This window comes from Methylobacterium sp. 37f, from assembly GCF_023093475.1.
Lineage (GTDB): Bacteria > Pseudomonadota > Alphaproteobacteria > Rhizobiales > Beijerinckiaceae > Methylobacterium.
Genome location: NZ_JAGHKN010000025.1, coordinates 53942 through 73063, shown reverse-complemented (window position 1 = coordinate 73063; position 19122 = coordinate 53942). Strand labels below are relative to the sequence as shown.

The following is a 19122-nucleotide window of genomic DNA, read 5'->3' as shown; positions in this document are numbered from 1 at the left end:
CGCCCGCCCCGGCCGATCCCGGCTTCCGCTCCCTCTACCGGCACGGCTTCGCCCGGGTCGCCGCCTGCACCACCCGCAGCCATCCGGCCGACCCCGCCCGCAACGTCGAGGCGATCCTCGCCCTCGCCCGGTCCTGCGATGCGGCCGGCGCCGCCGTAGCGGTGTTCCCGGAACTCTGCGTCTCGGCCTACGCCATCGAGGACCTGTTCCTCCAGGTGACGGTGCTCGATGCGGTGGAGGCGGCGGTGGCGCGCCTCGTGGCGGAGTCGGGCGCGCTCCGGCCGGTCCTGGTGGTCGGCGCGCCCCTGCGCTGGGGCCACCGGCTCTACAATTGCGCCCTGGCCATCCACCGCGGCCGCCTCCTCGGCGTGATCCCGAAGAGCTTCCTGCCGACCTACCGGGAATTCTACGAGAAGCGCCACTTCGCCGCCGGCGCCGGGATCGTGGGCGAGACCATCCGGGTCGCCGGCCTCGAGGCGCCGTTCGGCACCGACCTGATCTTCCCCGCCGAGGACGTGCCGAATCTGGTGCTCGGCATCGAGGTCTGCGAGGACCTGTGGGTCCCCGCCTCCCCCGGCATCGATGCGGCGCTCGCCGGCGCCACCGTCCTCGCCAACCTGTCGGGCAGCCCGATCACCGTGGGGCGGGCGGATTCCCGCGCGATGCTGACGCGGGCGGCCTCGATGCGCTGCCTGTGCGCCTATGTCTACGCCGCCGCCGGCACCGGCGAATCCACCACGGACCTGTCCTGGGACGGGCAGACCAGCATCGACGAGAACGGCGTGCGCCTCGCCGAGGGGCCGCGCTTCTCGCCCGAGCCCGTGATGACCCTGGCCGATGTCGATCTCGGGCTGCTGGCCCAGGAACGGCTCCAGATGGGCAGCTTCGACGATTCGGGCCGGGCCGGGCCGCGCGGGTCAGGCTATCGCCGGGTGCCCTTCCGCCTCGATCCGCCGGCGGGCGATCTCGGGCTGCGACGCACGATCGAGCGCTTTCCCTTCGTGCCCGCCGATCCGGCCCGCCTCGCCCAGGATTGCTACGAGGCCTACAACATCCAGGTGGCGGGCCTGGCCCAGCGCCTGGAGGCGACGGGAACCAGGAAGGTCGTCATCGGCGTCTCGGGCGGGCTCGATTCCACCCATGCGCTGATCGTGGCGGCCCGGGCGCTCGACCGTCTCGGCCTGCCGCGCACGAACATCCTGGCCTACACCCTGCCGGGCTTCGCCACCTCGGAGGGCACCAAGGCCAACGCCCACGCGCTGATGGCGGCGCTCGGCACCAGTGCCCGCGAAATCGACATCCGCGAGGCCGCCACGGTGATGCTCAACGGGATGGACCACCCGTTCGGGCGCGGCGAGCCGGTCTACGACGTCACCTTCGAGAACGTGCAGGCAGGCCTGCGCACCGATTACCTGTTCCGCCTCGCCAATCAGAACGGCGCCATCGTGATCGGCACCGGCGATCTGTCGGAGTTGGCGCTCGGCTGGTGCACCTACGGCGTCGGCGACCAGATGAGCCATTACGGCGTCAATGCCGGGGTGCCCAAGACCCTGATCCAGCACCTGATCCGCTGGGTCATCGCCTCAGGACAGTTCGCGCCGGAGGTCGGCGTCACCCTGCGGGCGATCCTCGACACCGACATCTCGCCCGAACTGGTGCCGGTGGCGGCGGGGGAAACGCCCCAGAGCACGCAAGGGGTGATCGGCCCCTATGCGCTGCAGGATTTCACCCTGTTCTATACCCTGCGCTACGGCTTCCCGCCCGCGAAGATCGCCTTCCTGGCCCTGCATGCCTGGAGCGACGCGCAGGCAGGGGCTTGGCCACCGGATTTTCCGGAGGCCGAGCGCCGCGCCTACGACCTGCCCGAGATCCGGCGCTGGCTCGGTGTCTTCCTCAAGCGCTTCTTCGGCTTCAGCCAGTTCAAGCGCTCGGCCCTGCCCAACGGACCGAAGGTTTCGGCCGGCGGCTCCCTGTCTCCGCGCGGCGACTGGCGCGCGCCCTCCGATGGAAGCGCCGCACCCTGGCTCGAAGACCTCGCTCGCAACGTTCCGGAGACATGAACGACACAAAGCTGTCCGATTGGCTCCTTAGGGCGTAGCTTGGGTGGGCGAATCGGAGATTGACCGATGCAGAATTACAACGTTTTCTGCTTCCGGAGCATCGAGGGCCTGTGCTGCGCCGTGCCGGAGAGCCGCGCGGTGCCGCCCTTCCTCGGCAGCGGCCGATGGGCTTTCGGCGGGAAGCTCGGCGCCACCGGCGATGCGCCGCGGGATTTCGACGACCGCGCGGCCGAGACCGCCGTGCGCTTCAACGGCTTCTACCTGTTTCAGACCATGGACAGCCGTTTCCACTGAGGCCGGCCCCCGAGCCCCTGCATCAGGCCGCTGTCGGCACGATCCGAACGCCGCCCCGCATGGGACGAACCGGCCTTCGCGGGAAGCGGGCCGGGGAGACGGGCTGCCGAGATCCCGGCGACGAAATCCTGATCGGAAAAGCCTGACCGGGCAGGCTGGTCCGCGGACGGTTGCGACTTCTGACACCAAAATCCCGGTCGCGAAGTCCTCGCCATAGAAGTCCTCGCCACCGAAGTCCCCAGTTCGATGTCTCGCCCGATCCCAACAACGCGGCGATTATTCCTTAACAGGCCGCGTGTCAGGGTTCCGCTTCGTCTGAAACGGAGCCGGAGGCCGACCCCATGTCGGAGCAGCAGGGTACGGACAACCGCAAGGAGGCCCGACAGAGGACCTTCCTCAAGGGCCGGATCATCTTCAACAAGGGGGCCTCGACGATGGATTGCCTGGTGCGGGATCTGTCCGCGTCGGGCGCGCGCCTGGCCCTGACCGAAACCCCGACCCTGCCCGAGAGCTTCGACCTCTACATCCCGCAGAAGGCAAAGACCTATCGGGCCAGTCTGTGCTGGCGCCGCGCCGACGGCATCGGCGTCACTTTCGCGGACGAGGCCGCGCAGGCGTCCGCGCCGCCGAGTTCCCAGACGTCCCCGTCATCGCCGGACGGGGCGGCCCCCGGGGCGGACGACGCCGCCTCGGTGCTGGCCCTGGTGCGCCGGATCGGCGAACTCGAGGCCGAGAACGCCGCCCTGCGCCGCCTCCTCACGACCCTGCCGGCCTGAGGCCGCGATCCCACCCGGCGGAATCGTTTTCCCGGGGGCCGATCAGGCGGCCAGCGCCGTCCGGATGCGCGCGGCATGCTCTGCCAGGACGGCCTTGTCCGCCATGCCGCCGCTGTGGCGCTGGAGCGGCACCCCCTCGAAACGGGGCACGACGTGGACGTGGAGGTGGAACACCGTCTGTCCGCCCGCCGGCTCGTTGTACTGGAACACCGTGAGGCCGTCGGCCGCGAAGGCCGCCTTCACCGCGCGGGCGACCCGCTGCACCGTCCGGGCCAGGGCCGCGAGGACGTCCGGGTCGGCGTCGAGGAGACCGCGCGACGGGGCCTTCGGGATCACCAGGGTGTGGCCGTCGCCCTGCGGCATGACATCCATGAAGGCGAGGGTATCGGCATCCTCGTAGACCCGCTCGGCCGGGATCTCCCCCCTGAGGATCTTGGCGAAGACGTTGTCGGGATCGTAGGCTGACGCTGCGGGCGTGACGGTCATGCGGCCGGCTCCGGTTGTGGCTCGGGTGATGGGCGCGCACGATGCACAGGCCGACGCACCCCGTCCACCTCGTCCCCACCCTCCTCATCCCTGGCCTGGGCTGTCGCGTTGGGACTCTGCCGTTTCGACGATCCCGGTGCTTCGCCGCTCAGTCTTGGGAAGCGAAAGCCGCGTCCGACGCATGCCGGAGAGCCGGCCTCTGCAACCCAGGGTCTGTCACCCGACGATCCCACAACGAATCGTCTCCGACCCCTTGACCTTCCCACCGTGGGAAGCACCATCTGCGGGACGTCGCGCACCGGCAGCCGGTGCATCACGACGCAGGGCGAACCGGCGGGGTTTCGAACCGCCCCCGGGGCCGGCCCGCGTCACCCGTCGAGGAGCCCCCATGTCGAGTCCTGCCCGGACGGCCACCCTGTACCGCATGGTGATGCCGAAGCACACCTGTCCCTATGGCCTGAAGGCCAAGGACCTGCTCGAGCGCGAGGGCTTCGCGGTCGAGGACCATTGGCTGACGACGCGGGACGAGACCGACCGCTTCAAGGCCGAACATGACGTGAAGACCACGCCGCAGACCTTCATCGCCGGCCAGCGCGTCGGCGGCTACGACGACCTGCGCCGACATCTCGGCCGGTCCGTCCCGGACCCCCAGGCCACGACCTACACGCCGGTGATCGCGGTCTTCGCCATGACGGCCCTGATGGCGCTCGCCGCCAGCCACGCCGCCTTCGGCTCCCCCTTCACCCTGCGGGCGGCCGAGTGGTTCATCGCCCTCAGCATGTGCGTGCTCGCGATCCTGAAGCTGCAGGACATCGAGCGTTTCTCGTCGATGTTCCTCGGCTACGACCTGCTGGCCCAGCGCTGGGTACGCTACGCCTACGCCTATCCGTTCTGCGAGGCGCTGGCCGGGCTCCTGATGCTGTCCGGCGCCCTGTCCTGGATCTCGATCCCGGTGGCGCTGTTCATCGGCACGGTCGGGGCGGTCTCGGTGTTCAAGGCGGTCTATATCGACAAGCGCGAGCTGAAATGCGCCTGCGTCGGTGGATCGAGCAACGTGCCGCTCGGCTTCGTCTCGCTGACCGAAAACCTGATGATGGTCGGCATGGCCCTCTGGATGCTGGTCATGGTGGCCTGATCCGCCTGCCGCCCGATCGATCGGCGGCCGAACCCCGCGGGAGCCCGGCGCACGAAGCCGGGCCGACCTTCATCCGGGGCGGCGACCTTCGGACGCGCAGAACTGTCATGGACGGAGAACCTTTGGGGGCTGCCATGCGTTGCCTGCGCTTCGCCCCCAGCGGCAACGCTTGTCCGGACGCCGCGCCCCGAGGGCGGGCCGGTCGGGCGTCGCCGCAGCCCCGACCGCGTCCCGCAAAGAGCACCGCCCCCGCATGGCCCATGAGAGCACCAGCGCCATCTACACCGCGGCGGGCGCCAACCTGGCGATCGCCGTGGCGAAATTCGTGGGCGCCTTTCTCACCGGCAGTTCGGCCATGCTGGCCGAGGGCGTCCACTCGGTGGTCGACACCACCAACCAGATCCTGCTGCTGATCGGCATGAAGCGGTCGCAGCGTCCGGCGACGGAGAAGCATCCGTTCGGCTACGGACGCGAGCTGTACTTCTACGCCTTCATCGTGGCGCTGTTCATCTTTCTCGGCGGCGGCGCCTTCGCGGTCTACGAGGGCATCCACAAGCTCCAGCATCCGGAACCCTCGGCGGACGCGGTGATCTATGGCTACCACATCTCCGGATTCTGGGTGAACGTGGCGATCCTGGGCTTCTCGGTGATGGCCGAGGGCTATTCCTGCTTCGTGGCCATGAAGGCGTTCTGGGCCGAGAAGGGCCAGCGCCCACCCCTCGCCGCCATCCGGCGCAGCAAGGACCCGGCCCTGTTCACGGTGCTGGCGGAGGACGTCGCCGCCCTGATGGGCCTCGTGGTGGCGCTCGCCGGCGTGATCCTGGCGCATGTCCTGGACATGCCGTCCCTGGACGGCTGGTCCTCGATCGGCATCGGCCTGATCCTGATCGGGATGGCGGCCTTCCTGATGGTGGAGACGCACGGCCTCCTCATCGGCGAGGCCGCAGACCCGGAACTCGTCGGGGTGATCCGCGCCGTGGTGCGCGACGAGCCCGGCGTGCACCACGTCAACACCGTGCTGACCCAGCACCTCGGTCCCTCCGACGTCCTGGTCAACATCAGCCTCGACATGGACGACACCCTCAGCGCCGGGCAGATCGAGGCCATGGTGGCCCGCGTCGAGGCCAAGCTGAAGGCCCGCAGTCCCGACGTGACCCGCGTCTTCATCGAGGTTCAGGCCCGGGCGAGCCTCGAAGCCATGCCTGAGACCCCGGCCCCTATGCCCGCCTGAAGCTCAGGGGGCAGGCTCGGCCAGGGCCGCCACGATGGCGGCGTCCAGGGCCTCGGGCTTGGTGGCGGGGGCGTAGCGGGCGATCACCCGCCCGTCGCGCCCGACCAGGAACTTGGTGAAGTTCCATTTGATCGCCCGACTGCCGAGGAGACCGGGTTTGGCCCGGGTGAGGTGGGCGTAGACCGGATCGGCGCCGGGCCCGTTGACCGCGACCTTGGCCAGGAGCGGGAAGCTCACGTCGTAGGTCAGGCTGCAGAAGCGGGCGATCTCGGCGGCGTCCCCCGGCTCCTGGGCGCCGAACTGGTTGCAGGGGAAGCCCAGCACCACGAGGCCCTGGGCGCGGTGCTTCCGCGCCAGGGACTCGAGGCCGGCATATTGCGGCGTGAACCCGCATTTCGAGGCGGTGTTGACGATGAGGAGCACCTGGCCCCGATGCCGGGCAAGGGGGTAGGGCGCTCCATCGGCCGCGCGCGGGGTCAGATCGTGAAGGCTGTCCATGGGCGGGCGACCGTGGGTTCGACGCGCGGGCGCGCGTTCAGGCGGCGGTGCGGCGCTCGACGAGGCGGGCCAGGAAGGCCGAGCCGAGCGGGATGATGCTGTCGTCGAAATCGAAGCTCGCATTGTGCAGGCCGGGACCGGGCGTCGAGCCGATCCACGCATAAGCGCCGGGCACGCGCGCGACCATGTCGGCGAAATCTTCGCTGCCCATCCGGGGCTTCGACTGGTCGTCGATGCTCTCGGGCCCGAACAGCTCGCGGGCGACATCGGCGGCCGCCGCCGCATGCTCGGGGCTGTTCATCAGGACCGAGAACACGTCGCGGATGTCGACCTCGATGGTCGCGCCGTAGGCCGCCGCGATGCCCTGGGCGATTTCGCGGATGCGGGCGGTGACGAGGCTGCGCAGGTCCGCGTCGAAGGTCCGCACCGTGCCGGTGATGTGGGCGCCCTCCGGGATGACGTTGTAGGCGGCCCCGGCGTGGAACTGCGTCACCGAGAGGACGGCGCTCTTCAGCGGGTCGGCGTTGCGCGAGACGATCGACTGCAGCGCCTGGACCAGGGTGGAGCCCACCACGATCGGGTCGATGCCCTGCTGCGGCTGGGCCGCATGGGCGCCGCGCCCGGTGATGCGGATGTCGAAGAAATCCGCCGCCGCCATGGCGGGGCCGGGGCGCAGCTTGATCTTGCCGTGCGGGCCGTTGGGCTGGTTGTGGATCGCGTAGATCTCGTCGCAGGGGAATTTCTCGAACAATCCGTCGGCGATCATCGCGCGGGCGCCACCCTGGCCCTCTTCCGCCGGCTGGAACACGAACACCGCGGTGCCGTCGAAGTCGCGGGTCTCGGCAAGGTAGCGCGCCGCACCCAGCAGCATCGTGGTGTGCCCGTCATGGCCGCAGGCGTGCATCTTGCCCGGCACGGTCGAGCGGTAGGGCAGGTTGGTCTCCTCCTCGATCGGCAGGGCGTCCATGTCGGCGCGCAGGCCGACCCGCCGGCCGGACCCGGTGCGGCCCTCGAGCACGCCCACCACCCCGGTGCCGCCGATGCCGCGATGGACGGTGACGCCGTAGCGGGCCAGCTCCGCGGCGACGATGCCGGAGGTGCGAACCTCCTCGAAGCCGAGCTCGGGATGGGCGTGGAAGTCGCGGCGGATGGCCACGAGGTCGTCGGCGAAGGTCTTGATGCGATCGATGGGACTCACGGGTCTTCCTTGGGCTCTCGCGTCTCGTCGGCGGAGGGTGTCGCCTCCGGCGCGGCCCCAGGCAAGTCGGATGCCGAAGCCGCATCGGTTTCGCGCCGGAACGGCGTCAGCGTGTCCAGGACTTCGGCCGCCTCCAGCACGTGTTCGCGCTCGCGCACCAAGTAATCGGCCACGGCCCGGCGCAGGGCCGGGTCGGCGATGTCGTGGGCCGAGTGCATGAGGACGGGGCGGTAGCCGCGCGCGAGCTTGTGCTCACCTTGTGCCCCCGCCTCGACGCGCTTCAGCCCCTGCGCGATGGCGAAGTCGATGGCCTGATAGTAACACACCTCGAAATGCAGGAACGGATGATCCTCGACGCAGCCCCAGTTGCGGCCGTAGAGGGCGACGTCGCCGATGAGATTGATGGCCCCGGCGACGTAGCGTCCCTCACGCTTGGCCATCACCAGCAGCACCCGCTCGGGCATGCGCTCGCCGAGCAGCCCGAAGAACGTGCGGTTCAGGTAGGGCCGGCCCCACTTGCGGGCGCCGGTATCGGCGTAGAACGCGTAGAAGGCGTCCCAGTGGGCCGGGGTCAGATCGGCGCCGGTGACGTGCTCGATGGTGATGCCGTTGGCCAGGGCGTCGCGGCGCTCGCGCCGGATCGCCTTGCGCTTGCGGGAGGCGAGTGCGGCGAGGAAATCGTCGAAGGTCCGGTAACCGGCATTGTCCCAGTGGAACTGCTGGTCGACGCGCTGCAGGAAGCCCAGCGCCCCGGCCTGGTCCCACTCGCGCTCCTGCATGAAGGTGACGTGGATCGAGGAGGCCTTGGTCTCGGCCCGCAGGGCGCGCAGGCCCGCCACGATGGCGGACGCCGCCTCGTTCACGTCCTGACCCGGCGCGATCAGGAAGCGCGGGCCGGTGACGGGGGTGAAGGGCACGCTGACCTGCAGCTTGGGATAGTAGCTGCCGCCGGCCCGCTCGTAGGCGTCGGCCCAGCCATGGTCGAAGACGTACTCGCCCTGGCTGTGGGATTTCAGGTAGCAGGGCGCCACCCCGACGAGGCGGCCCTCGCGCTCCACCGCCACGTGGAGGGGAAGCCAGCCGGTCTTGCGCGAGACGCAGCCGGAATCCTCCAGGGACGACAGGAAGGCGTGCGACAGGAAGGGATTGTGAGTCTCGTCGCCCCCCGACAGGGTCTCGGCCGAGGTGGCGCAGGCATCCCATTCGGCCGCCGCGATCCCGGCCAGGCCCGGCACCGCGCGCACCTGCAGCTCCGTCACGGTCTCGGCCGGGGCGTCGGGGCCTTCGCCGGAACGCTGTGTTTCGCCGGGAATGTCCATCGCGAGGCAATCTAGTCCTCGGCGACCGGCGGGCCAAGGGCGGCGCGGGGCCGCGCGCCGTCGCACGGGAGGCTTGGCATCTGAGATCTTCCTGGCCGAGATCTTGCCGGCCGAGATCTTGCCGCCGGCCGGGTGTTTTCCAGAATCAGGCTTGTCTGGGCGAGACGGCACGCCCACCGTGATCCGACGCGTGCTTCCCAGATGAGCCAAGAGGGGACTGATGACCCTGCATGTCGGGTGACCCTGCATGTCATGCAGACGCCTCCGGTGCGGACGCCGCCCGACGATTTCGCCGACGACGTCCTGATCGCGAGGGCCAATCTCGACGAGCCAGGCACCAACGTTCCCGGCACGATCTTCGTCTCGACCATGCTGGGTGCCCATGGCCCCCGGGTGAAACGGTACGCCGACCGAGCCGGACGGTCGCTGCCCTGCCTGATCGTCCCGATCGGCCCCGATCCGCAGCCGCGCGACGATTGTCTGCCGCCCATCGTCTCGCGGGCGGCGCTTCCGCGGATCACCGAATAGGTTCGCCTCAATCACGGGGCGCGACTCGGTTTCTGGACCGACGGCGCGACCCGGAACCGCCGCGAGGTCGCTGCCTTCCCGGACACTCTCGAGCCGGTTACCCGATCAGCGCCACGTTCAGGGGCAAAACCCCTCGAACACCATCTGGTCGGCGTGGATCTCGGCCTGGCGGCGCTGGTCCGGGTTGCGCACGGTCCAGGTCATCACCGGGCGCTGGCCGAGGAGCCGGCACAGCACGGTGGGGGCGCAGGGCAGGTCGTCGACTCGCCAGGACAGGAAGTCCGGCCGGGTCTCGTCGAAGTGCAGCAGGTCGGAGAGCGCGCGCCGCAGGCTTGGGGCCAGCGCCGCGTAGGCCGGATCGTCCTGGCGCGTCTCGGCGACGATGCCGCGCGGCAGGCCCGGCGCCAGCGTCCGCAGGGCGGCGACGAGGCGCGGGTCGAACGACTTCAGCGCCACGGGACCGTCATACGCGGCCGCGAGGGCGGCGACGCGCTCCGTCAGCCGCAGATCGCCGGTGTAGCGCGACTTGACCTCGATCACGAGGGGCGTGCGCCCGCCGATCCGCTCGAGGAAGGCCGGCAGGGTCGGGATGCGCTCGGCGCTGCCCGCCACCGTCAGGGCGCCGAGAGCCGCGGCGGAGCGCGCCCCGACCGCCTCCTCTGCCGTGGTCAGGCGGCCCAGGGTCTCGTCGTGGAACACCATCGCCTCGCCATCGGCGCTGAGCTGAACGTCGCACTCGATGGCGTAGCCACCCCGAATCGCCGCCTCGGCGGCCGCGAGGGTGTTCTCCGGCACGCCGCCCGCCCGGTCGTGCAGGCCGCGATGGGCGATCGGCTGCGCGGTCAGCCAGGCGGGCGCGTTGGGACTCGCCTGCGGGCTCATTTGACCTCGAACATCGCCTCGACCTCGACGGCCGCGTCGAGGGGCAGTTCGGCGACGCCGACGGTGGAACGGGCGTGGCGGCCGCGATCACCCAGAATCTCGACCATGAGGTCGGAGGCGCCGTTCATGATGCCGGCCAGCCCCGCGAAGGTCGGAACCGCGTTGATGAAGCCGCCCAGACGGATGCACTGCACGACGCCGCGGTCGAGATCGCCCACCGCCGCCTGCACCTGGGCCAGCACGTTGAGGGCGCAGAGCTTCGCGGCGGCGATGCCGTCCTCCGCCGAAACCTCGGCCCCGAGCTTGCCCGTGTGGGCCTCGGCGATCTTGCCGTCGAGGCCGAAGCAGATCTGTCCGGAGATCACCACGAGGTTGCCGCTGCGCACGAAGGGCACGTAGTTCGCGACCGGGGCCGCCGCCTTGGGCAGGGTGAGGCCGAGGGCCTCCAGGCGTTCCGTGACGGTGCTCATGCTGTGTCGTTCCTGTGCTGGGCGGCGGCGGGTGGTCCGGCCGGGATGACGCGGCTCTGAGCACTTCCGTGCGACGCACGCAAGGCGGGCTGCGCGATGCGCGCAGGGCGGGCCGCACGATCTGCGCGCAACAGCCTAATTGGCAGGCATGTCAGGCCGATGAACCCCGTCCGTCGTTGACAGAATTGGACATTTCTCTAGTAATCGCGCGCGTGCCGCCCCATCCGAGGCGGCACTTTCATTTGGTGCGGTCGCGTCTCTCGCGTGCCCGCGAGACACACGGGAAGACGGGATCGTGACATCCGCCCTTCTGCCGACCTATGCCCGGGCCCCCATCGCCTTCGAGCGCGGCGAGGGCGCATGGCTGGAGGCACGCGGGGGCGCGCGATACCTCGATTTCGGCGCCGGCATCGCGGTGAACGCCCTCGGCCACGCCCATCCGCACCTCGTCGCGGCCCTGACCGAGCAGGCGCAGAAGCTCTGGCACACCTCGAACCTGTTCGAGATCCCGGAAGGCGAGCGGCTGGGCCGGCGCCTCGTGGACGCGACCTTCGCGGACGTGGCGTTCTTCGCCAATTCGGGTGCGGAGGCCAACGAGGCCGCCATCAAGATGGCGCGCAAGTACCATGCCGCGGCCGGGCATCCCGAGCGCTTCCGCATCATCACCTTCGAGGGCGCCTTCCACGGCCGGACCCTGGCGACCATCGCGGCCGGTGGCCAGGCCAAGTACATCGAGGGCTTCGGCCCGAAGGTCGACGGCTTCGATCAGGTGCCCACCGGTGATTTCGCGGCCCTCGAGGCGGCCATCACTCCGGAGACGGCGGCCCTGATGATCGAGCCGATCCAGGGGGAGGGCGGCGTGCGGGTGATCCCGCACGAGGATCTGCGGCGCCTGCGCGCGCTCTGCGACGCGCACGGTCTCCTGCTGATCATGGACGAGGTCCAGACCGGGGTCGGGCGCACGGGTCGGCTGTTCGCCCACGAATGGTCGGGCATCACGCCCGACATCATGAGTGCCGCCAAGGGCATCGGCGGCGGCTTCCCCCTGGGCGTCTGCCTCGCCACGGCGGAGGCCGCGCGCGGCATGGTCGCGGGCAGCCACGGCACCACCTTCGGCGGCAACCCGCTCGCCATGGCGGTGGGCAACGCCGTCCTCGACGTGGTGCTGGCCGATGGCTTCCTCGACCATGTCCAGCGCATGGGCCTCATCCTGAAGCAGCGGCTCGCCGCCCTGCAGGACCGGCATCCGGGCGTGATCGCGGACATCCGCGGCGAGGGGCTGATGCTCGGCCTCAAGCTCAACGTCCTCAACACCGCGTTCGCGGCCGCCGCGCGGGACGCGCACCTGCTGGTGGTTCCGGCCGGCGACAACGTGGTGCGCCTGCTGCCGCCGCTGATCATCACGGATTCCGACGTGGCGGAGGCAGTCACTCGCCTCGATGCCGCCGCCGGGCGGCTCGGGACGCACCTGCGCGGAGCGGCCGAGTGACCGGCCGCTCCGCCTCCGCGAAACCCGAGACCGCAGGCGCCCACACCGCCGACACCAAGACCCCCGACACCAACACCGTTGATTCCAGGACCGCCGCGAACGTCCGGAGCCGGACCCCGCACACGAAGAACGGACCGATGACCACGACACTGAACGGGACCGGAGACGGGACCCGCCACTTCCTCGACCTGAAGGACTTCTCGGCCGCGCAGCTGCGGGCGGTGCTGGACACCTCCGCCGCCATCAAGGCGCGCCGCCGCAAGGGTGAATTGGCCGCGGACCGCCCGCTGATCGGCAAGACCCTCGCAATGGTGTTCGACCGGCCCTCGACGCGCACCCGCGTGTCGTTCGACGTCGGCATGCGCGAACTCGGCGGCGAGACCCTGATGCTGACGGGGAGCGAGATGCAGCTCGGCCGGGGCGAGACCGTGGGCGACACCGCCCGGGTGCTCTCGCGCTACGTCGACGCGATCATGATCCGCATCCTCGACCACGACCTAATGCTGGAACTGGCCGAGTACGCCACCGTGCCGGTGATCAACGCCCTGACCAAGGTCTCGCACCCCTGCCAGATCATGGCCGACCTGCTGACCTTCGAGGAGCATCGCGGGCCGATCCACGGCCGCACGATCGCCTGGTCGGGGGACGCCAACAACGTGCTCGCCTCCTGGGTCCACGCCGCCGCGCGTTTCGACTTCACCCTCAACATCGCGGCCCCCCCGGAACTGTCGACGCCCCAGCCGCTGCTCGACTGGGCGCGAGCCGAGGGCGCCACCGTCAACGTCACCACCGACGCCTACGAGGCGGTGAACGGGGCGGACGCGGTGGTCACCGATTGCTGGGTCTCCATGGGCGACGAGGACGACCAGCACCGGCACAACCTGCTCGTGCCCTACCGGGTCGATGCCCGCCTGATGGCGGCCGCCGCCAAGGACGCGATCTTCATGCATTGCCTGCCCGCCCATCGCGGCGAGGAGGTCACGGCCGAGGTCATCGACGGTCCGCAATCGGTGATCTTCGACGAGGCCGAGAACCGTCTGCACGCCCAGAAGGGCATCCTGGCCTGGTGCCTGCGGGCGCACGGCCTCTGAGGAGGCACAGCGCGACCCGGTCGCCGTGTCGGTCGCGCCGCAGCGTTGGGATGCCTATATAGGATCCGATCCTGAACCGAGGGTCGGGGGCGGCCGTTGCGACGAGCGCGGGCGTTCCGACCGGTGCGCCGCCGCCATCCGTGCACTCCCCATACCCCGCCCTGCGGCGGCGGGAGGCCCGTGGCCCAGCCCTCGCGTTCGTCGAGCCCGATCGGAGACGCCATGACTCTTGGAACGACTTCTGGAACCACCCCCGGAGACGATCGACCCCTCGTCCCGGTCGCCATCGAGGGCGACGACGACGTGGTGCTGCCGTTTGCCGTCGAGGCCCTGGACGTGCGCGGCCGCGTGGTCCGGCTCGGGCCGTCCGTCGACACCATCCTGCGCCGCCACGGCTATCCCGATGCGGTGGCCCGCCTCCTCGGCGAGGCGGCCGCGCTCACCGTGCTCCTCGGCTCGTCCCTAAAGTTCGAGGGCCGGTTCCAGCTCCAGACCAAGACCGACGGTCCGGTCGAGATGGTGGTGGTCGATTTCGAAGCGCCCGACCGCCTGCGCGCCACCGCTCGCTTCGACACCGCGCGGGTGGAGGCCCTCGGCACCGGTCCGTTGCAGGACCAGGACCTGATCGGGCAGGGGCACTTGGCCATGACCATCGACCAGGGCCCGACCAGCAGCCGCTACCAGGGCGTCGTCGCCCTCGAAGGACAGAGCCTGGAGGAGGCGGCGCACCAGTATTTCCGCCAGTCCGAGCAGATCCCGACCCAGGTCCGCCTGGCGGTTGCCGAGCAATATGCCGGCGGCTCCCGGAGCTACCGGGCCGGCGGCCTGCTGGTGCAGTTCCTGCCCCAGTCGATCGACCGGGCGCGGCTCGCCGACCTGCCGCCGGGCGACATCCCGGAGGGGCATGTCCACCTCGACTCGCATGGCGTGCCCGAGGACGACGCCTGGGTCGAGGCCCGCAGCCTGGTGTCGACCATCGAGGACCACGAACTCGTCGATCCCGAGGTCTCGGCCGAGCGCCTGCTCTACCGCCTGTTCCATGAGCGCGGCGTGCGGGTGTTCGAGGCGCAGGGCGTGCGCGAGCAGTGCCGCTGCTCGCGCGAGCGCGTGATGGGCATGATCACCTCGTTCTCGCCCCAGGAGCGGCGGGACATGATCGCCGACGACGGCCGCATCGGCATCACCTGCGAGTTCTGCTCGCGTCGCTACGACCTCGATCCGGCGGCGGTGGAAGCCGAAGTCGCGGCCCAATCGGGAAGTTGATGACGCGCTGCCACGACAGGTGTCGCGGCAGCGCCAACAAGCTTGACCAAACCGGAATACAAGACGTCGCAAGTGCTCGCCACTGCACGCGGGGTTTGTATTTGAACCGTTTCTAAGGTGTCGACGTTTGGGGTTTCTCAAGATTGTTCAACAAGAGCTCAGGAGGAACGTCGATGAAGACATTCGTGGTTGGTCTGACGGCACTGCTGATGACGACGTCGGCCTACGCCCAGAACGCAGGCCAGGCCGGCGCCGCCGGCGCCGGCGAGGCCGGTGGTCGCGGCGGTTCGGCCGCGCGCAGCCAGGGCGCCCCCGAGGGAAGCTCGGGCGGTCGTGTTTCCGGCACCGACGGCGCCCGCAGCGAGACGGGCGGACGCGCCGAGGCCGGCGGACGCCGAGAGGGTGGTCGCACGGAAACCGGCGGACGCGGCGACGCGGCGACACGGGATCTTCAGGGCGGAGATGCTCAGACGAAAGCTTCGCAGAACCGGGATTCGCAGTCTCGCGGCGCCGACCGGAGCGATCGCGACGGCGACCGGGCGACCCGCACCTCCTCCCGGGAGGACCGGGCCGGTGGCCGCGCGCAGCGCGACCGCGTCTCGGTCGATACTCGCAGCGAATCCCGCAGCGAGCGCGTCGAGGGCGGGCGCCGGTCTGGCCGCTTCGTCTTCATCGGCGGCCAGCGCGTGGTCTATGGCTCGCCCGAATACCGCCGCCTCGTCACGGTGGAGCGCCGCGGCGGCGACCGCGTGGTCGAGCGCGCGCGCCGGCGCTACGTCACCATCCGGGGCCAGCGCGTCCTGTACGGCTCGCCCCAGTATCGCCGCCTCGTTCGGGTCGAGGAGACGACGACCCGCCGTCCGGGCACCCGCTACGTCGTGGTGCGCGGCCAGCGCGTGGTCTACGGCTCGCCCGAGTATCGTCGCCTGACGGTGACCGAGCGCCGCGGCGGCACTGTCGGGGCCCGCTTCGAGGAGCGCGGGTTTCGCGGCAAGGCCGTCTCGTCCCGCACCGAGGAACGGCGCGACAGCCGGAACGTGCTGTCCACGCAGGGCGAGTCCCGCGAGGGCATCCGGAACGCCGACCCGCGCCAAGGCAACGACCGCAACCGCGCCGCGGCCGATCGGGACATGAACCGGAACCGGGGCGGTGCGGACGCCGGCATCCGCAACGCGGCCGAACGGTCGGGCGGCGCCGAGCGTGGCACTATGAACACCGGCAGCCGGAGCGGGGGCGCCGAGCAGGGCGGGTCCGAGCGAGGGATCAGCGGTGGCTCGAACGGCGGCGGCCTCGGTGCCGGCTCCGGCGGCCGGAGCGGCGCGGGTCGCAACTGATCCGACGCAATGGGGTGCCGGGCCTTCCGCGAGGCCCGGCAATTCCGCGCTCTGACATCCGGCTGACCGGTTCGGACCGGTGAATCGGATGGAACGCGCGTCGCCTCTTCTCGAGGCCAGGGCGAGGGCAGAGGCCGATCTGCGTGTCAGAAACCCACGCGTCCCACCTGGAAGGAGCGGAGGCGCCTCGCGGGCCGGACCTGGAGCGATCAGCCCGGCTCGGTTCAGGCCTTCAGCACGGATTCGGCGATGTCGCCGCCGCCCCGACGGGCGAGGTAGGCCGGCTGGAACAGGCACATCCGCACGGCATCGCGGTACTTGCCGTTGACGAAGAACTCGTCCTTCAGGATGCCCTCCGGCTGGAACCCGCAGCGCTCGTAGATCCGCACCGCGCGGGCGTTGTCCTTGTCCACGTGCAGGTAGAGCTTGTGGATGTTGAGGACGCTGAAGGCGTAGTCCATGGCGATGCGCGTGGCCCGCGGGGCATAGCCCTGGCCCTGGAAGGCCGGGTGGATGGCGATCTGGAACTCGCAGCGGCGGTGCAGGTGGTTGATCTCGACGAGCTCGACGAGGCCGGCCGGCGCGCCCTCCGAATTGGCGATGATGAAGCGCCGTTCGGTCTGGTTGTGGATGTTGCGCTCGTAGAGCTGCGCCAGTTCGGCGAAGGACTCGTAGGCCTCCTCGAACCAGTAGCGCATGATGCTGTCGTTGTTGTTGAGCTGATGCACGAACATCAGGTCCTCGCGCTCCAGGGGGCGGAGCTTCACGGGGCCGTCCGCCGCGATGGTCCGGGCGCTGATGGCAGTCATGGGGTCGATCCGTTCAGGGCGTCGCGCATTCCGCGGCGAGCCGGTCCATGAAGGCCTCGCCGGCCCGGAGGGCCGCCAGGGTGATGTATTCGTCCGGCTGATGCGCCTGGTCGATGGAGCCGGGGCCGCAGACCACGGTGGGGATGCCGGCGGCCTGGAAGCGCCCGGCTTCCGTGGCATAGGGCACCGAGATCGTGTGGTTGCGCCCCGCCACCCGGAGCGCCAGCCGCTCGGCCACCGAGCCGGGTTCCGGCGCGAGGCCCGGCACCGCGACCTCCTCCAAGGTCTCGATGCGCCCGTAATCGCCGTAGCGATTGAGCCGGTCGCGCAGCACGGTGCGGACCTTGGCTTCGAACAGGGCCGGAATCTCGCCCATTTCGAGGTCGGGCAGGCCGCGGAACTCCCAGTGGAAGGTGCAGACCTTGGGCAGGATGTTGCGGGCGGTGCCGCCCGCGATGGTGCCCACATGCACGGTGGTGGCGGGCGGGTCGAAGCGGCCCGAAGCGTCGCCCCGGGCGATCATCGCGTCGGCGATCCGGTTCAGTTCGGAGACGAGATCGGCCGCCGCCATCACCGCATTGGCACCGAGCATCGGCTTGGCCGAGTGAGCCTCGTGCCCGTGCACGGTGGTGAGATAGGTGACGATGCTCTTGTGCGCATCCGCCACCTCGAGGTCGGTCGGTTCGCCGACGATGACCGCGCCGGGACGCGGCAGGTCGGCACCGAAGCGCGCGATGGTGTCGGTCACACCCAGGCAGGTGGTCTCCTCGTCGTAGGACAGGAGGATGTGGATCGGGCGCTTGAGGTCGGCGGCCTGGAAGCGCGGGATCGCCGCGAGCGCCAGGGCGCAGAAGCCCTTCATGTCGACGGCGCCGCGTCCGTAGGCGCGCCCGTCCGCCACCCGCAGGGTGAAGGGGTCGGCGCTCCAGGCCTGGCCCGTCACCGGCACCACGTCGGTATGGCCGGACAGCACGATGCCGCCATCGACCATCGGCCCGATGGTGGCGAACAGGGCCGCCTTGTCGCCGTCGGCGTTCGGGACGCGGACGAAGGGCACGCCGAGAGCGTCGAGGGCGGCCACCACGCTGTCGATCAGCGCGAGGTTCGATTTCGAACTTTCGGTGTCGAAGGCCACGAGCCGCGCCAGCCAGTCGAGGGTCTCCGGGCGCGGGCCGTCGCGCGACATGACCTTAATGGACGCTGCGGCGGACGTGGGGGGAATCCAGGGAGAAGGCCGGAATCTCCGCCTCGAAGCTCTCGCCCGCATCGGTCGCCATGGTGTAGCTGCCGGCCATGAGGCCGTCCGGCGTGGTGAGCGGGCAGCCGCTGGTGTAGCTGAACGACTCGCCCGGCTCGAGCACCGGCTGCTTGCCGACGACGCCGGCGCCGCGCACCTCCTGGGTCTCGCCGCGCCCGTCGATGATACGCCAGTGGCGCGAGCGCAGCTGCACCTGCTCCGAGCCGTTGTTCACGATCTCGACCGTGTAGGCGAAGAAGTAGCGGCTCTCGGCCGGCGACGATTCCTCCTCGACGAAGCGAGGCATCACGGTCACGCTGATTCCGCGCGTCTGAGCCTTGTACATCCCCGTCATTGCCTCCCTGCCCGGACCTGAACCCCGATCGCCCTGCGGTCGCGACAAGCACTGGGGGTCGTGGTACGGCCCTCGCAAATGCCCGTCAATCGTGGTGAATGCGTGCGTGGCGCATGCATGCCCACGCACCGTCCATGCGCGCCTGTTCCAGGCGTGCCGACGCAACGTCGAGGTCCGTCCCCCGTGCTCGAGCAGACCGTTCCGCGTCGCGCCGCCGCCGCGCCACCCGGCCGGGCGCTCCTCGCCAGCCTCGCCCTCGCGGGGCTGGCCGGTGCCTTCGCCTGGGCCGCGCCCGATCGCAACGGCTGGGCCGCCCTCGCCCTGGCGCTCGCCCTGGTTCTCGACGGGTCGGCGCAGGGCACGGGGGCTTGGCTCGCCCGTCGCGGGGACGGGTTGCCCCGGATCGTCGGCCTGCCCTCCCTGGTGCTCGCCTTCGGCCCTGGGTCTGGCCTCGGCGCCGTGCTGTTCGCAGCAGCCCTCCTGGTCTGGCCGGCGGGCTTCCCGGTGCTGGCCAGCGCGCTCGCCGGGCTCATCGCCATGGGGGCCATCGCGCGCCTCGTCCTGGCCTGGATCGTGCTGCGCATCCCGTCCGAGCCGGAGGCTTAACCGGGTCTTAGGCGATCCCGCGGCATGCGTGCAGAATGCGGCGTTCCCGCCCCGGCCGACG

20 protein-coding genes are annotated in these 19122 nt (G+C 70.4%); 11 read left to right on the top strand and 9 right to left on the bottom strand.

Annotated elements, in window-relative coordinates:
* The 3 genes from J7U37_RS16700 to J7U37_RS16690 all read left to right on the top strand — a co-directional run.
* Window positions 1-2060: NAD(+) synthase (locus J7U37_RS16700; RefSeq protein ID WP_247636435.1), on the top strand; the 2060-nt coding region annotated here is incomplete at its 5' end.
* A 66-nt stretch (window positions 2061-2126) separates the two neighbouring features.
* Window positions 2127-2354, top strand: a complete 228-nt coding sequence (locus J7U37_RS16695; RefSeq protein ID WP_056185360.1) for a hypothetical protein — start codon at window positions 2127-2129, stop codon at window positions 2352-2354.
* Window positions 2355-2695: 341 nt separating this feature from the next.
* Window positions 2696-3130 carry a PilZ domain-containing protein gene (locus J7U37_RS16690; protein ID WP_056185363.1) on the top strand — a complete coding sequence of 145 codons (435 nt, stop codon included), beginning with the start codon at window positions 2696-2698 and terminating at the stop codon, window positions 3128-3130.
* Window positions 3131-3172: 42 nt separating this feature from the next.
* Here the strand turns inward: J7U37_RS16690 and J7U37_RS16685 are convergent, their stop codons facing one another.
* Window positions 3173-3616, bottom strand: coding sequence for an HIT family protein (locus tag J7U37_RS16685; protein WP_056185367.1), 444 nt, complete (start codon window positions 3614-3616; stop codon window positions 3173-3175).
* 388 nt (window positions 3617-4004) lie between these two features.
* Between J7U37_RS16685 and J7U37_RS16680 the strand changes: the two genes are divergently transcribed.
* Window positions 4005-4751, top strand: a complete 747-nt coding sequence (locus J7U37_RS16680; RefSeq protein ID WP_056487030.1) for a glutaredoxin family protein — start codon at window positions 4005-4007, stop codon at window positions 4749-4751.
* A 253-nt stretch (window positions 4752-5004) separates the two neighbouring features.
* The gene (locus tag J7U37_RS16675) at window positions 5005-5982 is read left to right on the top strand and encodes a cation diffusion facilitator family transporter (RefSeq protein ID WP_247636434.1); all 978 of its coding nucleotides are present in this window, start codon (window positions 5005-5007) and stop codon (window positions 5980-5982) included.
* A gap of 3 nt (window positions 5983-5985) precedes the next feature.
* Here the strand turns inward: J7U37_RS16675 and J7U37_RS16670 are convergent, their stop codons facing one another.
* From J7U37_RS16670 to J7U37_RS16660, 3 genes are read right to left on the bottom strand one after another with little or no spacing between them, the layout of a single operon-like run.
* Entirely contained in the window at window positions 5986-6480 is a 495-nt protein-coding gene (locus J7U37_RS16670) for a glutathione peroxidase (protein WP_247636433.1), read from the bottom strand.
* 37 nt (window positions 6481-6517) lie between these two features.
* Window positions 6518-7678, bottom strand: a complete 1161-nt coding sequence (locus J7U37_RS16665) for a M20 aminoacylase family protein (RefSeq protein WP_247636432.1) — start codon at window positions 7676-7678, stop codon at window positions 6518-6520.
* Window positions 7675-8997, bottom strand: coding sequence for a GNAT family N-acetyltransferase (locus J7U37_RS16660; protein ID WP_247636431.1), 1323 nt, complete (start codon window positions 8995-8997; stop codon window positions 7675-7677). The genes J7U37_RS16665 and J7U37_RS16660 overlap by 4 nt, the downstream gene beginning before the upstream one ends.
* A gap of 252 nt (window positions 8998-9249) precedes the next feature.
* Between J7U37_RS16660 and J7U37_RS16655 the strand changes: the two genes are divergently transcribed.
* Window positions 9250-9525, top strand: a complete 276-nt coding sequence (locus J7U37_RS16655) for a hypothetical protein (RefSeq protein WP_247636430.1) — start codon at window positions 9250-9252, stop codon at window positions 9523-9525.
* Between the two features lie 117 nt (window positions 9526-9642).
* Here J7U37_RS16655 and J7U37_RS16650 read toward each other — a convergent pair whose 3' ends face one another.
* The gene (locus J7U37_RS16650) at window positions 9643-10407 is read right to left on the bottom strand and encodes a glycerophosphodiester phosphodiesterase family protein (RefSeq protein WP_247636429.1); all 765 of its coding nucleotides are present in this window, start codon (window positions 10405-10407) and stop codon (window positions 9643-9645) included.
* Window positions 10404-10877: a RidA family protein gene (locus J7U37_RS16645; RefSeq protein ID WP_056185389.1), complete on the bottom strand. Its 474-nt coding sequence runs from the start codon at window positions 10875-10877 to the stop codon at window positions 10404-10406. The genes J7U37_RS16650 and J7U37_RS16645 overlap by 4 nt, the downstream gene beginning before the upstream one ends.
* A 295-nt stretch (window positions 10878-11172) precedes the next feature.
* Between J7U37_RS16645 and J7U37_RS16640 the strand changes: the two genes are divergently transcribed.
* The 4 genes from J7U37_RS16640 (at window position 11173) to J7U37_RS16625 (ending at window position 16054) form a co-directional block, all read left to right on the top strand.
* Window positions 11173-12366, top strand: coding sequence for an aspartate aminotransferase family protein (locus tag J7U37_RS16640; RefSeq protein WP_247636428.1), 1194 nt, complete (start codon window positions 11173-11175; stop codon window positions 12364-12366).
* A 137-nt stretch (window positions 12367-12503) separates the two neighbouring features.
* A complete protein-coding gene (gene argF, locus J7U37_RS16635; RefSeq protein WP_247636439.1) occupies window positions 12504-13457 on the top strand; it encodes an ornithine carbamoyltransferase in 954 nt (317 codons plus the stop codon).
* A 222-nt stretch (window positions 13458-13679) separates the two neighbouring features.
* Window positions 13680-14720 (top strand): Hsp33 family molecular chaperone, encoded by a 1041-nt coding sequence (locus tag J7U37_RS16630; RefSeq protein ID WP_247636427.1) that lies wholly within the window; start codon window positions 13680-13682, stop codon window positions 14718-14720.
* A gap of 173 nt (window positions 14721-14893) precedes the next feature.
* Complete coding sequence (locus J7U37_RS16625; RefSeq protein ID WP_247636426.1) at window positions 14894-16054, top strand: hypothetical protein; 1161 nt, start codon at window positions 14894-14896, stop codon at window positions 16052-16054.
* A 224-nt stretch (window positions 16055-16278) separates the two neighbouring features.
* On the opposite strand, the gene speG is transcribed toward J7U37_RS16625, so the two are convergent.
* The 3 genes from speG to apaG are packed head-to-tail and all read right to left on the bottom strand — an operon-like array spanning window position 16279 to window position 18446.
* On the bottom strand, window positions 16279-16863 hold the full coding sequence (gene speG, locus J7U37_RS16620) for a spermidine N1-acetyltransferase (protein WP_056185397.1): 585 nt from the start codon (window positions 16861-16863) through the stop codon (window positions 16279-16281).
* A gap of 13 nt (window positions 16864-16876) precedes the next feature.
* A complete protein-coding gene (gene argE / locus J7U37_RS16615; protein ID WP_056487054.1) occupies window positions 16877-18049 on the bottom strand; it encodes an acetylornithine deacetylase in 1173 nt (390 codons plus the stop codon).
* 4 nt (window positions 18050-18053) lie between these two features.
* Window positions 18054-18446: a Co2+/Mg2+ efflux protein ApaG gene (apaG, locus tag J7U37_RS16610; protein WP_056185404.1), complete on the bottom strand. Its 393-nt coding sequence runs from the start codon at window positions 18444-18446 to the stop codon at window positions 18054-18056.
* A gap of 192 nt (window positions 18447-18638) precedes the next feature.
* Here apaG and J7U37_RS16605 point away from each other — a divergent pair, with 192 nt between their 5' ends.
* Window positions 18639-19061, top strand: coding sequence for a hypothetical protein (locus J7U37_RS16605; protein WP_247636425.1), 423 nt, complete (start codon window positions 18639-18641; stop codon window positions 19059-19061).
* The last annotated feature ends 61 nt before the right edge of the window (window positions 19062-19122 follow it).